At 64.7% G+C, this 17194-nt stretch carries 14 protein-coding genes; 2 read left to right on the top strand and 12 right to left on the bottom strand.

The genetic code is table 11. The features are described from left to right. Positions 1 to 14: 14 nt before the first annotated feature. The 8 genes from P3W97_RS07885 to P3W97_RS07920 all read right to left on the bottom strand — a co-directional run bounded on the left by P3W97_RS07885 (position 15) and on the right by P3W97_RS07920 (position 8208). Complete coding sequence (locus P3W97_RS07885; protein ID WP_300845526.1) at positions 15 to 617, bottom strand: M48 family metallopeptidase; 603 nt, start codon at positions 615 to 617, stop codon at positions 15 to 17. 13 nt (positions 618 to 630) lie between these two features. Beyond that, complete coding sequence (locus P3W97_RS07890) at positions 631 to 1392, bottom strand: 1-acyl-sn-glycerol-3-phosphate acyltransferase (RefSeq protein WP_300845528.1); 762 nt, start codon at positions 1390 to 1392, stop codon at positions 631 to 633. Next, positions 1389 to 1991: a D-glycero-beta-D-manno-heptose 1,7-bisphosphate 7-phosphatase gene (gmhB, locus tag P3W97_RS07895; RefSeq protein WP_300845608.1), complete on the bottom strand. Its 603-nt coding sequence runs from the start codon at positions 1989 to 1991 to the stop codon at positions 1389 to 1391. The genes P3W97_RS07890 and gmhB overlap by 4 nt, the downstream gene beginning before the upstream one ends. A 22-nt stretch (positions 1992 to 2013) precedes the next feature. Then, complete coding sequence (gene glyS / locus P3W97_RS07900) at positions 2014 to 4140, bottom strand: glycine--tRNA ligase subunit beta (protein ID WP_300845530.1); 2127 nt, start codon at positions 4138 to 4140, stop codon at positions 2014 to 2016. Then, a complete protein-coding gene (gene glyQ / locus P3W97_RS07905; RefSeq protein ID WP_300845532.1) occupies positions 4137 to 5057 on the bottom strand; it encodes a glycine--tRNA ligase subunit alpha in 921 nt (306 codons plus the stop codon). The genes glyS and glyQ overlap by 4 nt, the downstream gene beginning before the upstream one ends. 12 nt (positions 5058 to 5069) lie before the next feature. After that, complete coding sequence (lnt, locus tag P3W97_RS07910) at positions 5070 to 6674, bottom strand: apolipoprotein N-acyltransferase (RefSeq protein ID WP_300845534.1); 1605 nt, start codon at positions 6672 to 6674, stop codon at positions 5070 to 5072. Continuing rightward, positions 6671 to 7534, bottom strand: coding sequence for an HlyC/CorC family transporter (locus tag P3W97_RS07915; RefSeq protein WP_300845536.1), 864 nt, complete (start codon positions 7532 to 7534; stop codon positions 6671 to 6673). The genes lnt and P3W97_RS07915 overlap by 4 nt, the downstream gene beginning before the upstream one ends. Positions 7535 to 7608: 74 nt before the next feature. Further along, positions 7609 to 8208 (bottom strand): GNAT family N-acetyltransferase, encoded by a 600-nt coding sequence (locus P3W97_RS07920; RefSeq protein ID WP_300845610.1) that lies wholly within the window; start codon positions 8206 to 8208, stop codon positions 7609 to 7611. A gap of 306 nt (positions 8209 to 8514) precedes the next feature. On the opposite strand from P3W97_RS07920, the gene P3W97_RS07925 reads away from it, so the two are divergent. Continuing rightward, positions 8515 to 10209, top strand: coding sequence for an AMP-binding protein (locus P3W97_RS07925; protein ID WP_300845538.1), 1695 nt, complete (start codon positions 8515 to 8517; stop codon positions 10207 to 10209). Continuing rightward, on the top strand, positions 10206 to 10820 hold the full coding sequence (locus P3W97_RS07930; protein WP_300845541.1) for an MBL fold metallo-hydrolase: 615 nt from the start codon (positions 10206 to 10208) through the stop codon (positions 10818 to 10820). The genes P3W97_RS07925 and P3W97_RS07930 overlap by 4 nt, the downstream gene beginning before the upstream one ends. Positions 10821 to 11290: 470 nt before the next feature. Here the strand turns inward: P3W97_RS07930 and P3W97_RS07935 are convergent, their stop codons facing one another. From P3W97_RS07935 to P3W97_RS07950, 4 genes are read right to left on the bottom strand one after another with little or no spacing between them, the layout of a single operon-like run. Continuing rightward, positions 11291 to 14026 carry a phospholipase D-like domain-containing anti-phage protein gene (locus P3W97_RS07935; protein ID WP_300845544.1) on the bottom strand — a complete coding sequence of 912 codons (2736 nt, stop codon included), beginning with the start codon at positions 14024 to 14026 and terminating at the stop codon, positions 11291 to 11293. A 6-nt stretch (positions 14027 to 14032) separates the two neighbouring features. Continuing rightward, positions 14033 to 15427 (bottom strand): hypothetical protein, encoded by a 1395-nt coding sequence (locus P3W97_RS07940; protein ID WP_300845546.1) that lies wholly within the window; start codon positions 15425 to 15427, stop codon positions 14033 to 14035. Further along, entirely contained in the window at positions 15420 to 16775 is a 1356-nt protein-coding gene (locus P3W97_RS07945) for an ArsA-related P-loop ATPase (RefSeq protein ID WP_300845548.1), read from the bottom strand. Before P3W97_RS07945 ends, P3W97_RS07940 begins: the two co-directional genes overlap by 8 nt. Next, entirely contained in the window at positions 16772 to 17188 is a 417-nt protein-coding gene (locus P3W97_RS07950) for a hypothetical protein (RefSeq protein WP_300845550.1), read from the bottom strand. The genes P3W97_RS07945 and P3W97_RS07950 overlap by 4 nt, the downstream gene beginning before the upstream one ends. Positions 17189 to 17194 lie beyond the last annotated feature (6 nt).

Here is a 17194-nt window from a genome sequence, read left to right on the forward strand (position 1 = left end):
TGCACCGCGGCCCATCAACCGAGGACATACCGGCGCAGCGCCGCGCGCCGCTCAGCATAGTCTGGCAGTACCGCAGCCACCACGGCCCAGAAAGCGGGGCCGTGGTGCATTTCGCGCAGATGAGCCAGCTCGTGCACCACGACGTAATCGAGAAGCTCCACCGGCAGGCAGACGAGCCGCCAGTTGAGCGATACGGTGCCGCGCGCGCTGGCGCTGCCCCAGCGCGTGCGGGCCGACGACAGCCGCAGCGCCGCCGGACGCACGGCCAGCAGCGGGGCGTAGTGGGCCACGCGCGCGGCGAACAGTGCGCGCGCCCGCTCGCGCAGCGCTGGCGTCGGCTCTGGCCAAACGGGCTGCGGGCGGCAGGCTTGGCGCTGCAGATGGGCCAAAACCCAAGCGGCCTTGACTTGCAGAAAGCCTTCGATATCGGACCAAGTGGCCCAGCGCGGGGCGCGCACGCTCAGGCCGAGAGGGCCGACCGACAGACCAATCGTTCGCCGCGCACTGCGCCGACACTCATAGGCGATGTGCACACCGTTGAGCTCGACCGCGCGGTTGGCCCGCGGATGTACCCAGGCGGGCGACTCGGTCGGCGTTCCCGTGGCCGGCGGCATCATCACCCGTCGGTCCTCAAGCGGCCAACGTCGCCGGACGGTCGTCGCGGTAGGCCTCGGGATCGAGCCGGCGCATCTCCGACTCGATCCACGTCTCGACCTCGCGCATCAGCGCCTCGGGATCTCGGCCCTCACTCGGGATGGGCCGGCCGATGGAAAACACCACCGTGCCAGGCCGTTTGACGATGGCGCGCGGCGGCCAGCAGCGGCCCGACGTCACCGCGATGGGGATCACTGGCGCACCCGTTTGCACCGCCAACCGGGTGCCACCGCTTTTGTATTGGCCGCGCTGCCCGCGGGCGACACGGGTGCCTTCGGGAAATAGGATCACCCAGACCCCGCGCGCAAGCAAGCGGCGTCCCTGCTCGACCACCTTGTGAAAGGCTTGCGCGCGTTTGGCGCGGTCGATGTGTATCATGTCCAATCGCCCCAGCGCCCAACCGAAGAAGGGGATATACAGCAGCTCCCGCTTGAAGACGAAGGCCAGCGGATGCGGCATGAGTACCGGCAGGCAAAATGTCTCCCAGGTCGATTGGTGCTTGGCGAGCAAAATGGCAGGGGCCGTCTCGCCGTTCGGCAGATTCTCCCAACCGATGACATGGTTGCGGATGCCCAGCATCCAGCGCGCTGCCCAGACCTGCAGCCGCACCCAGGCCACGCAAAACCAGTACAACCGGTTGGCTGAGACGAATGGGGACATCAGGACCGCGGCCGTGGCCCAAGGAACGACCGTGACCCCCATGAACAGCAGGTGGAGCCAGGAGCGCAGTATGTTCATGGGCGCGCTCCCGCCCCCCCCTTGGCCGCATCCACTGCCTGGGCCCGCGACGCATCGCGGGCGATGAGGGCGTCGGCAAAAGCGAGCAAGTCCACGTGGATGGTGACGCCTTCGGGCAGACCGGCCGGGCGGGTGCCATCGCGATGTGCAGCGGACTGCCCAGTCAGCACCAGGTGGGTATCGCAGCCCGCGGCCACCCCGGCGCAAGCGTCACGCACCGAGTCGCCCACGGCCACCAATTGGGCTGGCGCAATGCCGTAGCGGGCGGCGATCTGCAAAAACAGACCCGGCGCGGGCTTGCGGCAGTCGCAGGCATCCTCCGGCGCATGAGGGCAGAAAAATACGGCGTCGATGCGCCCCCCCGCCTGAGCCAGCGCCTTGTGCATGCGGGCGTGCACGGCATTGAGCGTGTCGACATCGAACAGCCCCCGCCCCAGCCCCGACTGGTTGGAGGCGACGACCACGCGCCAGCCCGCCTCGTTCAGGCGTGCAACCGCTTCCAACGCGCCGGGCAACGGCACCCAATCGTCCGGGCCGCGCAAGAAATCTTCCGGATCCCGGTTGAGGGTACCGTCGCGATCGATGACGACCAGCCTGATGTCACGCACGCCCCAGTTCCCTTCAAGTCGCCAGACGCGACAGGTCGGCCACGCGGTTCATGGCCTGGTGCAGCACGGCCAGCAGCCCCAGCCGGTTGGCACGCAGGGCCGCGTCGTCGACGTTGACCATCACCCCGTCGAAGAAGGCATCCACCGGTGCCTTGAGCGCCGCCAGACGCTGCAAGCTGACGGTGTAGTCGCCCGCGACATAGGCAGCGTCGGCCGCAGGCTGCACCGCTTGCAGAGCCTGGTGCAGGGCCTGCTCGGCCGGCTCGACCAATCGGCTGGGGTCCACCTGGGGCGGCACGGCCGCCTCGGCCTTGCGCAGGATGTTGGTCACCCGCTTGTTGGCAGCGGCCAGCGCCGGCGCCTCGGGCAACGCGGCAAAGGCGCGCACCGCCGCCAGCCGGCGCGGCACCTCGCGCAGTTGCGCTGGGCGCAGCGCCAGCACGGCATCCACCTCCTGCGCGCTGTAGCCCTGCTCGCGCAGGTTGACGGCCAGGCGGTCGTAGAAAAACGCCCCCAGCGCCTCGCGCGGATCGCGGATGCGCTCACCAAAGACCGCCACGGCCGCGTCGATGAGCGCGGGCAGATCCAGCGGCAGATCGCGCTCGATGAGCATGCGCACCACCCCCAGCGCATGCCGGCGCAGGGCGTACGGGTCCTTGTCGCCGGTGGGCAGGCTGCCGATGCCAAACAGCCCAACCAGCGTTTCGAGCTTGTCGGCCAGCGCCACGCACAGGCCAACCGGGTTGCGCGGCAGATCGTCGCCAGCGTAGCGCGGCTTGTAATGGTCTTCGATGGCCTGGGCGACCGCCTCATCCAGCCCATCGTGCCGGGCGTAGTAGGCTCCCATGATGCCCTGCAGCTCAGGGAACTCGCCCACCATGTCGGTCAGCAGATCGGCTTTGGCCAACAGGGCCGCCAAATCGGCCTGACGCACCAAGGCATCCCCACCCAGTCGGGCAGCGATGGTGCGCGCGATTGCCCCCACGCGCTCCACCCGCTCGCCCTGGGTGCCCAGCTGGTTGTGATAAACCACCTTGGCCAGCCCCAGCACCCGCGACTCCAGCGGACGCTTGCGGTCCTGATCGTAGAAAAATTTGGCATCGGCCAGCCGCGGGCGCACCACCCGTTCGTTGCCGGCGACGACCGCACTCGGATCGTGTGGCGTGATGTTGCTCACCACCAAAAAACGGTGGGTCAGCCGCCCCTGCGCATCGAGCAGCGGGAAGTACTTCTGGTTGGCCTTCATCGTCAGAATCAGGCACTCCTGCGGCACTTCCAAAAAAGCCTCGTCGAACTGGCAGACCAGCACATTCGGGCGCTCCACCAGCGCGGTCACCTCATCCAACAGGGCGTCGTCTTCGATGGGCCGACAGCCACCGCCCACGCGGGCTGCCGCCTGCGCGAGCTGGCGCTGGATCTCGGCGCGGCGCTCGGCAAAGCTGGCGATGACGGCCCCTTCGCGCGCCAAGGTCTCGGCATAGGCGTCGGCGTGCGGCAGCTCGATCGGATCGCACGCCGCCTCGAAACGGTGACCATGGGTGTGGCGGCCCGCCGTCAACCCCAGGGCCTGCACCGGCACCACCCGATCCCCGTGCAGAGCGACCAGACCATGCGCGGGGCGCACGAAGTGCACACTGCTCCAGCCATCGGCCAGCTGATAGGTCATGACCTTGGGGATGGGCAGGCGGCGCAAGGCCTCGTCCAGCGCCTTTTGCAGCCCGACCTCCAGGGCCACCCCGGCCACCACGCTGTCCCAGAACAGGGCCTCGGCCTTGCCGTCGGACTGGCGGCGCAGCCGGGCCGTCAGTGCGGCGACGTCGGTCGTGTCCACGCCCAGGCTGGTCAGCTTTTTGCGCAGGGCTGGCGTCGGCTGGCCCTGTGCGTCCAGGCCCACGGCCACGGGCATGAGCTTGAGCTGCACCGCGCGGTCGTCGGCCTTGGCACGCACCCCGCTCAGGTGCGCGGCCAGCCGGCGCGGGCTGGCATAGGGGGTGAGCACGGCCCCGGCATCGACCAGGCCTTGGTCGCGCAGCTGGTCGGCCAGCACGCAGCCAAAGGCCTCGCCCAGGGTCTTGAGCGCCTTGGGCGGCAACTCTTCGACGAACAGCTCCACCAGCAGGTTTGCGGTCTGGGTCGTCATGCGGCCCCCTTTTTCGTGAGCTGACCGAGCACTTCGTCGGCCCATGCGCGTGGCGCCATCGGGAAGCCGAGCCGCGCGCGGCTGTCCAGATAGCTTTGCGCCACGCTGCGCGCCAGATTGCGGATGCGGCCGATGTAGGCGGCGCGCTCGGTCACACTGATCGCGCCGCGCGCATCCAGCAGGTTGAAGGTGTGCGCGGCCTTGAGCACCTGCTCATAGGCCGGCAGGGCCAGTTGCTGTTCCATCAGGTGCTTGGCTTGCCGCTCGTGCGCGGCAAAGGCGGTGAACAAAAAGTCGGGGTCCGAGTGTTCGAAGTTGTAGGCGGACTGCTCTACCTCGTTTTGGTGGAACACATCGCCGTAGGTCAAGCCTGGGGCGTAAATCAGGTCGTAGACGTTCTCCACGCCCTGCAGGTACATGGCCAGCCGCTCCAGGCCGTAGGTGATCTCACCCGTGATGGGCTTGCAGTCGATGCCGCCGACCTGCTGGAAATAGGTGAACTGCGTCACCTCCATGCCGTTGAGCCAGACCTCCCAGCCCAGGCCCCAGGCGCCCAGCGTGGGGTTTTCCCAGTCGTCCTCCACGAAGCGGATGTCGTTCTTCTTTAGGTCGAAGCCCAGCGCTTCGAGCGAGCCCAGGTAGAGATCGAGAATGTGGTTGGGCGCGGGCTTGAGTACCACCTGGTACTGGTAGTAGTGCTGCAGGCGGTTGGGGTTTTCGCCGTAGCGCCCGTCCTTGGGGCGGCGGCTGGGCTGCACAAAGGCGGCTTTCCACGGCTCGGGGCCGATGGCGCGCAAAAAGGTCGCGGTATGGCTGGTGCCCGCACCCACCTCCATGTCGTAGGGTTGCAGCAGCGCGCAACCCTGGGCGTCCCAGTACGACTGGAGCTTTAGGATGATCTGTTGGAAGGTCAGCATAAGCGCCCGATTCTACGGCGCGCCCCGGCGTGGCCGCCCCAGCCAGCCCAAGGCCAGCGCCGCCATGCAGACTGCCACCAGCGGCCACAGGCCCCAGCGCGCCGCCCAGGCGGCATAGGGCGTAATGCCGGTGCGGGCCTCGACGGTCGCATCCAGCACGCCGCGCTGCCCGCGCGGCAGCTCCGCCACCACACGGCCGCGGTGGTCGATGACAGCGGTGGCACCGGTGTTGGTGGCGCGCACCATGGGCCGGCCCAGCTCTAGCGCCCGCAGCCGCGAAATGTGCCGGTGCTGGTCTATGGCCACTGTATCCCCAAACCACGCGATGTTGCTGACATTGACCAGTATGGTCGGGGCCGCGGCCGGGTCCCGAAAACCCGCGACCAGCTCCTCGCCAAACAAGTCCTCGTAGCAGATGTTGGGGGCGATCCGCTGCCCGGCCCATGCCAGCGGCGGCTGGGGCAGCGCGCCGCGGTCGAAATCCCCCAGCGGGATGTGCATCAGCTCGGTGAACCAGCGAAAACCGCGTGGGATGAACTCGCCAAACGGCACCAAATGGTGCTTGTCGTAGCGGTAGCGGCTCAGGGCCTCGAAGGGATCGCTACCGTCATCGATCAGCGGCTCGCCTGGCGTCCAGCCGACGACCGAGTTGGTGTAGCCATCGGCAAAACTGCCCAAAGGCACGCCCAGCAGCACCGCCACGCGGCCTGCGCGCACGGCCCCGCCGAGTGCGCGCCAGTAGTCCCCGTCGACATCCTGCGGCAACAGAGGGATGGCCGTCTCTGGAGCGACGACCAGCCCTTCGGCCAGCGTCGGGTCGGCGCTGGCGCGCACGATCTCTTGCCCATACCAGCGCAACGCGAGCGGTACGCCCGCCTCGCTGTCGAATTTTTGGTCTTGCGCAATGGCCCCCTGCAGCAAGCGCACAGGCAGGGTGCCCGCAGCCCGAGTGGCATCGGGCAAGCTCGCCGCCAGGCCTGGGCCGGTGGCCGGTACCGCCCACAGGGCCAGCGCCAGCACGCCCGCTGCGGCGCGCGAAACCCTGCCCCCCAGCGCCAGCACTGCGGCCAGCGCGGCCGAGGCCGCCCCCATGCCATAGACGCCGACCCAGGGTGCCAGCCAGCCCAGCGCCTCGATCTGGGCATAGCCCCCCGCGCCCCAGGGAAAGCCGGTCCAGAGCACGCCGCGGGCCACCTCGGCCAGCGTCCACAGCGCGGCAAACGCCCCGACCCGGGCTGCGACACCCGCGTGGCGCCAGCGCCACCACAGGGCGGCGGCCAGTGCGTAGTCCAGCGCCAGAAAGGCCGCCAGCGCCAGTACGGCCGCGAGCGCCAACGGTGCGGCCAGCCCACCGTAAATGTGCATGGAAACGAACAGCCACCAGAAGGTGCCCGCCAGCCACGCGAGGGCAAACCCACCGGCCCGCACCGCGGCGGCAGCGGCCGTCTGCGCGCGGGCCAGCAGCGCAACCAGCACGACCAGACTCGCCCCCTGCAGCCCTGCCACCGGCTCGCCCGGGCGCAGCCAAGCGCCCAGTGACCAATCGAAAGGCCAGGCCAGCGCCGCCGCATGCGCCAAGCCGGCCAGCACGACCGCCGCGCCGCCCAGCCCCTTCATGCGGCCGTCTGGCGCGAAACCTTGAACCAGCGCACGGCGCCGCCACGCGCATGCTGCACCTGGAACACCAAACCCGCGGCCTGATGGGATTCGCCCCGGCGGGGCACGCGCCCCATGGCGTGGGCCACATAGCCGCCGATGGTGTCGAAGTCTTCCTCCGGCAGCGCGACCTGGAACCAGTCGTTGACGCGCTCGATGGGGGTGTCGCCGCTTACCCGCCAGCTGCCGTCGGCCAGCGCAAAGATGTCGCCCTCTTCCTCGTCCTCGTCGAACTCGTCCTCGATCTCGCCGACGATCTCCTCTAGCACATCTTCGATGGTGATGAGGCCGGCGACGCGCCCGAATTCGTCGATGACGACAGCCAGGTGGTTGCGGTTGCCGCGAAATTCGCGCAACAGATCGTTCAGACCCTTGCTCTCGGGCACGAATACCGCTGGCCGCAGCAGCGCACGCACATTCAACTCCGGCGCACGCTGCAGCTTGAGCAGGTCCTTGGCCAACAAGATGCCGATGATGTTTTCGCGCTCGCCCTCGTAGACCGGAAAGCGCGAGTGCCCGGTGTCGATGACGGTGTTGAGCAGCTCCGGATAGGGAGCATGGATGTCGAGCACATCCATGCGCGGGGCGGCCACCATGACATCGCCTGCGGTCAGGTCGGCAATGCGGATGACGCCTTCGAGCATCGCGCGCGACTCGGCGTCGATGATCTCGTTGTCCTCGGCCTCGGCCAGCGTCTCGATGAGCTCATCCTTGGAATCCGGCCCAGGATGCAGGAACTCGGCGAGCCGCTGCAGAAAACCGCGTTTGTCTTCGTGCCGCGCGCCAGAGCGCGGCTCCGCAGAATGGGAGGGATCGGCCACGGGTGTGGTCAGGGGTTGCGATGGTCGTTAGGATACAACAGGGTGATGATCCTGGCATCCTTGGCCGCCCCGCATCAGCGGCGTGCGGCCAGCCAGCGCATCAGGCGCCGCCACCCTCGGCGATAGGCCTTGAGCCAGTAGTCGGTGCGCGCCGCCTCTTCCTCGATGAATTCGCTAACGTGCGATTCGAAGTCGGCTGGGGGCAGTGCCAGGTGGCACTCGCTCTCGCCGGCGTGCTGCACGACCACCGCCCCCGCGCTGCGCGCAATGCGCAGCATCGGCGCATTTTCGCTCAGGGCGTGGATATACAGATAGCGCACCCCGTGATTGCGCGCGTGCACCACCGCCCGGCGGAACAACTGGTGACCATAGCCGCGGCCGCGTGCATGGGCGCTGACGCTGACCCCGAACTCAGCGCTGTCGCTGCCGCGCTCGGGCGAGACCATATACGCCAAGTGGGCCATAGCGATGAGCTCCAAGCGCCGATTGAAGATACCAAACACCTCGTCCAGGCCGAACCGCAGACCATCGACGTAGCGTCGAATATGCTCGTCTTGCGCGGCGTAGCCGAAGCGCAGATAGCGGTCGCGCTCATCCAAGGCAAGCAGGTGGCGCAGGATGGCATCGCGGTGCTGGGCGTCCAGGGTACGGATTGGCGCGCGCGGTCGCCGCATCCGCACCGGGCCGGGGTCGGTCGCCGTGGGCAGATCGCGCACGGGCGCGCGCTCGCCGCGCGCAGGCGCAGCGACGTGGGGCGGAGTGACCAACATCACCATACCGACACTATACGGCGAATCGACCGAAAAGATTAGGGTTTTCCCGAATACCCCTGCGTTACTTGTTTTTTATCCGACAGCTCGAGGCATCTGGCAGCCCTCCAAGCAACTGTGCCGCCGGCGACATCTCCTAGGGACATCCCCTGAGCCGGGCGACGCAAGACTTCTACCACAATGGGTAATTGATACGATCGTTTTTCCACCATGCAAAGAATTTGGCTATCGAGCTACCCCCCCGGGGTGCCTTCCGATATCGACCCGACCCAGTACGATTCGCTGGTGAGCCTGCTGGAAGAGGCCTTCCGCCGGCATCCGCAGGATCCGGTTTCGGTGTGCATGGACCGCTGGATGAGCTATGGTCAACTCGACCGCTACAGCGCCGCCCTGGGCGCGTACCTGCAGTCGCTCGGTCTGTCCGCAGGCGCGCGCGTGGCCATCATGCTGCCCAACCTGCCGCAGTTCCTAGTCACGATGGCCGCAGTGCTGCGCGCCGGCTACACCTGTGTCAATGTCAATCCGCTCTACACGGCACGCGAACTGGAGCACCAGCTTCGGGACTCGGGGGCCGAGGCCGTCGTCATCCTGGAGAATTTCGCCCACACGCTGGAGGAGGTGATCGACCACACGCCGGTGCGCCATGTCGTGCTGGCCAGCTTCGGCGATCTGCTGGGTTTTTGGTACGGGCGGTGGATGACCTTCCTGGTGCGGCATGTGGCCAAGTTGGTTCCGGCGTTCAAGCTCCCGCTGCAGGGACCGGGCGGCGCGCGCACCATCGTGCCCTGGCGCCAAGCGCTGGAGAGCGGACAGGCCCAGACCCTCAAGCCCGCCGCGGTCAACCGCGACAGCATCGCCTTCCTGCAGTACACGGGCGGCACCACCGGCCCGTCCAAGGGCGCGGTGCTCACACATGGCAACGTCATCGCTGCCATCCTGCAGGCCGAGGCATGGTTCACCCCTGCGCTCAGCAAAGTGGGCGATCCTCGGCATGCCAACCACATCATGGCGCTGCCGCTCTACCACATTTTTGCGCTCACCCTCATGCTGCTGGTCATGCGCCACGGCGCGCACGCCACCCTCATCCCCAACCCGCGCGACATCCCCAAGTTCGTCGAAGTCCTCAAGAGCCGGCCGTTCAATGTCTTGCCCGCCGTCAATACCCTGTTCAACGGGCTGCTGAATAACGCGCGTTTTCGCCAACTCGACTTCTCGTCGCTGGTGCTGTCGCAAGCCGGCGGCATGGCAGCCAGCGAGGGCACGGCGCGGCAGTGGCAAAAGGTCACCGGCTGCGCCATGATCGAAGGCTGGGGCATGAGCGAGACCTGCGCCATCGGCACCAACAACCCGGTCACCAACACCGAGTTCACCGGCACCATCGGGCTGCCGCTGCCCAGCGTCGAGATCGCCATCAAGGACGACGACGGTCAGGACCAGCCGCCGGGCGGTGTCGGCGAGATCTGCATCCGCGGCCCCAATGTCATGACCGGCTACTACAACAAGCCGCAGGAGACGGCCCAGGTCTTCACCCCCGACGGCTATATGCGCACCGGCGACATCGGCATCATGGACGAGCGCGGCTATATCCGCATCGTCGATCGCAAGAAGGACATGATCATCGTCTCGGGCTTCAACGTCTACCCGACCGAGATCGACAACGTCGTCTCCACCTGCCCCGGGGTGCTCGAGTGCGCCGCCGTGGGCGTACCGGACCCGCACTCCGGCGAGGCGGTCAAGCTCTACGTCGTGCGCAGCGACCCCACGCTGACCGAGGAGCAGGTGTTGCGCTTCTGCCACGATAACCTGACCGGCTACAAGCGGCCCAAGTACATCGAGTTCCGCGATGAGCTGCCCAAGAGCAACGTCGGCAAGATCCTGCGCCGCGAGCTGCGTGGCAAGACATGAGCCACCCCACCCTGCCCCCCGGCGTGCGCGTGTTCGAGCGCGGCTGGCTGTCGGCCAACAAAATCCTCGCCGCCCCGGGCCACGACCCGGACGCGGTGATGCTGTTCGAGCCAGCTTCGCGCACACTCATCTGCGGCGATGCCCTGTGGGCGCACGGCTTTGGCGTGGTATTTCCCGAGCTGGAGGGAGAACCCGGCTTCGATGCCGTGGCGGCGACGCTGACGCTCATCGAGCGGCTGGCGCCGCGCGTCGTCATCCCTGGCCACGGCAGTCCCTTTGGGGACGCGGAGTACTGCGGGGCCGGACCCGCCGAACCCGTCGCATCGGCGCTGGCGGTGGCGCGCCAGCGTCTGCAGAGTTTTGCGGCCGATCCCGCGCGCCACCGCCGGCACGCGCTGAAAGTGTTGCTGAAGTTCAAGCCGCTGCAGTGGCAGCGCCAGCCGCTGGCGGCGGTGTACGCTTGGGCGCAGCAGGTGCCGCTGTTGCTGCGACTGCATGCGCGTTGTCGCGATGCGCCGCCGTTTGCACAATGGTTGGATGCCGTGATCGATGATCTGTGCGCCAATCAAGCGGCCAGACGTGTCGGCGACATGCTGGTGGATGGGACATAAAGGCGATTGGCCACGCCGACCCGATGCGGGACCATGAACGGCTGCGACCCAAGCGCCGCGGCGTGGCCAGCGCCACTGCCCCCACCCTTTCCGAGCAAGCAGCCCCATCTTTGCCACCCACGACCGGGTGCGCATGGGCAGCATCGGCATCTGGTGGCACGCGCATCATGCGTGAGCAGCCGCTCCAAGCGCTTCGCAGGCACGTCAGGGCAACCCGTTTCTTTGAAATTAGCGCCCCAAGCCCGCCCGATGCGTGCTTTTTCAACGATCTGTTAGAACGTCAAGTGATCAGGGGTTTCCTAACGGATACTCTACCACGCACCATGCGCCGGATTGAACCGGATGCGCCCGGCAGTTTCATCCTGCTGTCGATTTCTTCAGCATTTTCTGATAAATCATTAGATTACCTGATCCGCCGATCTGCTCAGCTCAACGCACACAATTCCTCTTTACCACCATCTACCAGCGCGTCAATTCCATGGTGTGCCCATCAATGTGGCGAGATCCCGGCGCGAGAGTACTGCAGTAAACTCGCGCCAGTCCTTCTCCGGTGGCATCATCGTGCCCGTGTAACGCAGATCGAAACCTGTCGCTTTCTTCTGGGCATCAATGTACATATCGAGCTTTTCACCTAAAGACTCGATATCCTCGATCCATTCATCCTTGATGGTATCGGGTAGAGCCCCGAACAAGTCGTAGCGGTTTCGCATACGCTCGGACAGCCGCTCGTAGATCTTCTCATCCACGGTCTGCTCGAACACCAGGTTGAGCATGTCAACCGTCTCTCGCCTCTGGCCGAAGCGCTTAATTCGTCCGATGCGCTGTTCCAGCCGTGTCGGGTTCCAGGGCAGATCCACGTTAATGAGCGTGCCGAGCGTCTGCAGGTTGAGGCCTTCGCATGCGGCATCCGTGGCCACCATGACCCGGATCTGGTGCTCGGCGACCATCCGCTTCAGGGTCTCGCGCTCCACCGCGACGCTGTCGCCTTGCTGATACAGGCGGCTGCGGCCCGCGCCGGCGTAGAGGCCGATGGCCTCTTCTGGATACCGGGCGGCCAGCTCATCCGCGAGCCATTTCGCGGTGTCGTAGTACTGGCTGAAGATGATCACGCCGAGATCCAGCCACTTCTCCTTGTCCAGAAAGTAGATCACGGCCTGCATCTTGGGGTCGACGTCCAGTCGCTGCAGCCTGTCGATGAGGCGCTCCAGCACGTCCCGCTCTTCCTGCGTTTCAACGGCCAGGTTGGCCTCGAACTCGTCTCCCTCTTCATGCACAACCTCCCCTTGCAACAGTCGTCGAGCTGTCACGAGTCCGGCTTGGATGCTGGAGCAAATGCGCTGCTCCAGCATGTTCTTCATGAACCCACTGCCCTCGCCGCGTTTTGCGAGTGCCTTGCCGAAGGCGCGTGCCTGGCTATAGGCCTCGCGGAAGTCTTCTGAAGTTCGAAGCGCCTTGCCCTCGAACAGGACGTCGAAGATCCGTGGTTCGGCCACCTTGGAGCGATCCGGGTGAATTTCGACCCCGACCCGTGTGAGCAGGTTCGCATCTTCCAGCTGCTGTCGTTTGCGAAGCACGACGTGCCTGACCAACGGGTTCTCACGTTGGAACAACGTTGCTCCGGCGATGCGCCGCTCTAGTTCCTCTTCCAGGATCTCTCGCGTCTCCTCGGCGAGATCGGTCAAGGGGCGATTGGTTTGCCATTCTCCGTTGGTTAGCCCCAAGTCCTGTCGGATAGCCGACAGCAGTTTACGGGCATGTGGCTCGTTGGTGGACTCGACGCGTGGCAGCGGAGAGCGCAGCAACTCCCAAGCATGGTTGGGGTCCAGTACCTCTTGCCGACCGGCCAAGATGTCCAGCACTTCATTGGGCCGATGCCAAGCCGCCAGGTCATGTCCCAGGACGAAGCGCCCTAGGCCTTGATGCAGGATACCCAGCAGGTCCCACAGGTCCCTCGGATCGGTTTGGATGGGGGTGGCTGTACCAAGCAACACATGATCGCCCCGGGCGGCGATTTCGCGCATGAAGGCCAAGAGTTCGTTCGGCGTTCCGGCGTCCCTGCCGAAGCCCTGGCGCGTGCGCGCCTTGTGGGCTTCGTCCAGGATCACTACGCCGAACCTCAAGCCTAGCAGGTGCTGCTTCTCCAACGAGTCGCGCATCATAAGGCCCGTGGACACGATGCCGATGCGAAGCGGACAGCGTGCAATCTGCTCGCGACCCGCCGGAGAAATGGCGCGCTCGTCCGTATCCAGCCACACCTTGCGCACCGTATCCCAGCGTGCGGTCGGGATGCCGAGCTTATCCAGCATCTCGGTCTGCCATTGCTCGGTGAGGGTGGCCGGCGCAAAGATCACGACCGGGCGTCTTGGCCCGTTGTCACGATCAGAGAGCAAACACAGCGTAAGCGCTGCGGTGGCGAGCGACAGCGTCTTGCCCAAGCCCACCTCATCGGCCAGCAGCAGCCGCACTACGCCATAGAGCCTGTAGTGGCGCAGGCATTCGGTCAGGAATCCTTGCTGCCACGGCTGTAACTGCTGCCCCTCGCGGTAGAGCGGGGACTCGATCAGCGCAGCCGGCGCAAGGTTCTCGTCCTCATCGATCTCGTCGAAGACCACTTCGCGGCGCCAGCCACGGCGATGAACTTCTCGGATGACCGCCTGCGGCAAGGGCTTCGCCGCTTTCCAAAGGAAGTCGAACTCTTCTTCGATCCAGGCCACCCCCTCGGGGGACTCGTCTTCCCACAAGATCTCGTAATGACGCTGCCAGCCGCTGCGCGTCTCATTCATTGAGCCGATGAAGCCCAGCCTCCGGCCATCCGCCAAGGTGATCACACCGGCCTTGCCATGCACGAAACCGCAGACATTGTCGGGCGCTACCCGCACGGCCTGCCCATGCTTCTGCAAAAAGGCATCGAGGCGCCGATAGCGGTCGCGGTGGAGCAGGACTTCTGCCCCCAGAGCACGCTCATTCCAGCGTCCCAGCATCTTGCTTTCGCGCAACTGGGCGACCTTCAAGTCATCCGGATGGATATCGACGTTGCAAACGATCTTGACTTCGGGGATGCACTCCAAGATCTCACCAGCCACCTCAAATAATGAACTGGTGAAATAGCCCGCAATGCGCTTGTAGCTGCGAGCGCCCGCCAAGTGCCTCATTAGGAAGCTGGCATCCAGCCGATGCGTTCTGGAGGAAAAGCGGCGAATGCCCATGGTGCATCAATTGCGTGGCTTTACGCCGCCCTTGCGGCCCAGGCCAAAGCCCACGCGGTATAGGTCCGGCATATCGATCCGACCGTCCTTTTTGGTTTCGATCAGCCCAAGACGCTGCAGATCCTCCCGGATACCTTTCCAGCCGCGGTCGACATGTTGAGCAGGCAAACGCTCCGAGCGAATCTCCTCGGGCCCCGTCGAAAACTTCTCTTGCCACCGAGTCAAGACATCCTCATAGGTACATGGGACATTCATTCCTTGGAGCGCCGAGAGGACTTCCGGTACCCAGGGATAATCCTCGGCGACTTCGGTCACCCGGATTTCGGACGCCTTTTGAATGCCGCGTTTGATACTTTCGTAATGCAGGGCAAACGGATGATCCTGATATCGTACACTGGAATCCTCCGCTGCCTGACGAATGGCCGCAAGAAACGAGCGCGGTGAAGTCTGACCGCGGCCATCCGCGAGGTGCCCGACCGACCATGTGTAAGGGATGCCGCGGCGCGGATCGCGCCCCATCCATGGTCCGGCGAGTCGTTCGAACGCCTTGCGTTGTGTTTCGGTTTCGCGTTTCATCTCATCGGCAACCAGCCAAGCGCCTTCGCCTTGTTCTGCCGGACAAATTTTCCGCATCAAGCTGCCATGATCGCCGCAGGCATTGATCAAGCGCTGCCAAAGCAGTCCATGCAAATCATGTCGCGCCCAATTTAGGTCAGCTTTGGTGGCCAACAGCTTGGAAGCATCCGGAAAGTTGAAAACAGTGCGTTCCGCCTGATCTTCCCGCAGAAAAATCTTGCCATGAAGCCCAGGATAAGACTTGAGCCATAGCAGCGCGCGCAGCAGCCCACGTACGATGTCATCCATGCGCTTCCAGTCATTGCTGGTGCGATCGAGAGAATCGAAAAGAATGAGGCCGCGCCATGTACGTGGCTGCTGCATCAGGCGCGCCGACTCTTCCGGCCTGTTTTTTAGCCAGGCAACGGTTTCTGGCCAGCTTGCAGACGGAATGGTCTGCTGTGCATGATCTGCCACCCAGCGCAGCATGACTGCACGCCAAAGATCATAGGGATCTCCACCTTGGGCGATGAAAGCTGAGAAAACATCGGCATTGGGATAGCGGTCGATGGCCTCCTTGCCCGCAAAGCCCACTTGCACCACGATGTCTTTCAATTCTGGCGCCGCAGAGCCCAGCAGGCTTCGCAACGATTCAGACTGCAACGCGGCGGTCCAAAAGGATTTGCCCACCCCGCGGCCGCCGATGATCACGTGAGCATCCAGCTTGAGCGCCTTCAGATGTGACAGGGGAACGTAGAGCGTCCGCGCATCCGGTATCTCGCCGAAGTTGCTGGTTTCCAGGGGTGCCGCCAAGATGGCATCCCGCAACGCTTGAGCTTCAGTCATGGTTAATCTCTGAATCGAGCAAGCCCCTAACACCCTCGATCAAGCCCCCGAAGATGGCATTCACTTCTGCGGCATCGATGACGGCAAGTCGCCCCTGCAATGAACGAAGTCCGGCGAAGCTCCTGTGCCAATGCACCACCCAAGGAGAATGCGGAGCGCCTTCGTCCGCCTCGTCGAAATTCCATCCCTCCACGATTTCCCAGACTCGCCACATCTCACGCTCTCCTTCCTTCTTCCGTTCAATGGAATCAGGAGGTGGAGGTGCAATTTCGTCATACAGCGAATCAGCAAAAACTTGGTACGCGCCCTCGCGAAGCCCCTTGAGATAGTCGATCCGATCAACCTCTGGAACCAGGGCCGCCACGCTTTTGAGGCGTTCACGAATCTGTCGCGCTACCCCAGCACGCCGCCAGTGCTCGAACAGGATGCGGTAGCCGTTCCAGGTCTGGCAGCCTTCCAAGGTGAACAGCAGCACCAGGTTTGCGCCCAGATCGGTGACGCAGGCGGACGCCACCTCGTCGATACCCGCACGCGAATCGATCAACACCACATCGGGACGAATACGCCCCTCCAGCGCCTGCAATAGTCGATGCAATCGGCTGGACCATGACTGTCGTGTCCCGTCCGCTTGAATCTTGGGCATCCACACCCGCCCCAACTTGGCCACATATTCACCGGGATCGGCGCCATGCGCCGGCGCCACATAGATTTCGCCATCATAGGCGAGGTCACTGGTGGCGATCATGCTTTCAAACACCGTATCGGCGTTTTCCACCAGATCCTCCACCAGCCAGTCGGTTATGCCGTACTTGGGCTGCCGTTCGGGTGGCAACAGGCTGGAAGACAGGCCGGGGGATTCCAAATCTAGGTCCAGCACCAGCACACGCTTGCCCGCTTGTGCCAGCCGCCACGCGCAGGCGGCCAGCGCCGTGGAACGACCGACGCCACCTTTGATCGAAAAAAACACGATGCGACGCGGTCCTTGGGTTTCTGGAGCAATTTCCGCCCAGTTGCCTTCGGTCGCCAGGCGGTCGATCAGCCAGACATTGGTGAAATCTTCCAGCCGAAAACCCGTGGCGCCAGAGCAAGCAGCCTCGCGGCTCACTTCGAACAATAGGCCGGATTCGGGCGGATACGCATGCGGAGCAATGCGCTCGGCAAGCTCCCGATAAATCCTCTCGACCTGCCGCCGCGGCTCTTCCTGGCGCTCGACGGGTTCAGGCGCGATGAAGCGCGCACGCCCGTTGAGGTCGCGATTGACGACGAGCCAATCGATCTGCTCAAGCGCATCACGGTGTGCGTTCAACACCCCCACCGTTGCGGTGAGAATTTCATCGAACGTCGTCATAGCAATCCGTCCTTTTGCGCCTTTTTGATCAGTGCGCGGACAACGCTTGCGCCAGACTGGTGCGCCTGCGTGCGCGCCTGATCAAAGTTGGACTGATGGGCATAGCGCTGCGCCACGTCCCAGTCACTGAAGGGATTGGGCGTTGACAGTGCATACGCCGCGCCTTGATGATGACCGCAGCGATAGCTTTCATAGCGGTCCCAGATTTTGTTGGCATGCACTTGGTCTCGGCCCTCGGCTGGGCGGTCGCGTGTCGAGTCATACGGCATACCGAAGGCCAGCATCAGTCGCTTCAAACCGCACTCGGCCGCCACACCATACAGATGATCGGCATTTGCCCAGCGTCCTGTCTGGAACAAGCCCTCCGCATCGGTCCAATGCCGCTCATGCGCATCCAGGAAATCTGCTTGCATGTCGTC

It is taken from the genome of Tepidimonas sp., from assembly GCF_029335975.1.
Lineage (GTDB): Bacteria > Pseudomonadota > Gammaproteobacteria > Burkholderiales > Burkholderiaceae_C > Tepidimonas.

Coding starts and splice junctions, on each gene's coding strand:
- P3W97_RS07885 (WP_300845526.1), bottom strand. CDS start 617: ATGATGCCGCCGGCCACGGGAACGCCGACCGAGTCGCCCGCCTGGGTA.
- P3W97_RS07890 (WP_300845528.1), bottom strand. CDS start 1,392: ATGAACATACTGCGCTCCTGGCTCCACCTGCTGTTCATGGGGGTCACG.
- glyS (WP_300845530.1), bottom strand. CDS start 4,140: ATGACGACCCAGACCGCAAACCTGCTGGTGGAGCTGTTCGTCGAAGAG.
- glyQ (WP_300845532.1), bottom strand. CDS start 5,057: ATGCTGACCTTCCAACAGATCATCCTAAAGCTCCAGTCGTACTGGGAC.
- lnt (WP_300845534.1), bottom strand. CDS start 6,674: ATGAAGGGGCTGGGCGGCGCGGCGGTCGTGCTGGCCGGCTTGGCGCAT.
- P3W97_RS07920 (WP_300845610.1), bottom strand. CDS start 8,208: ATGCGGCGACCGCGCGCGCCAATCCGTACCCTGGACGCCCAGCACCGC.
- P3W97_RS07925 (WP_300845538.1), top strand. CDS start 8,515: ATGCAAAGAATTTGGCTATCGAGCTACCCCCCCGGGGTGCCTTCCGAT.
- P3W97_RS07930 (WP_300845541.1), top strand. CDS start 10,206: ATGAGCCACCCCACCCTGCCCCCCGGCGTGCGCGTGTTCGAGCGCGGC.
- P3W97_RS07935 (WP_300845544.1), bottom strand. CDS start 14,026: ATGGGCATTCGCCGCTTTTCCTCCAGAACGCATCGGCTGGATGCCAGC.
- P3W97_RS07940 (WP_300845546.1), bottom strand. CDS start 15,427: ATGACTGAAGCTCAAGCGTTGCGGGATGCCATCTTGGCGGCACCCCTG.
- P3W97_RS07945 (WP_300845548.1), bottom strand. CDS start 16,775: ATGACGACGTTCGATGAAATTCTCACCGCAACGGTGGGGGTGTTGAAC.
- P3W97_RS07950 (WP_300845550.1), bottom strand. CDS start 17,188: ATGCAAGCAGATTTCCTGGATGCGCATGAGCGGCATTGGACCGATGCG.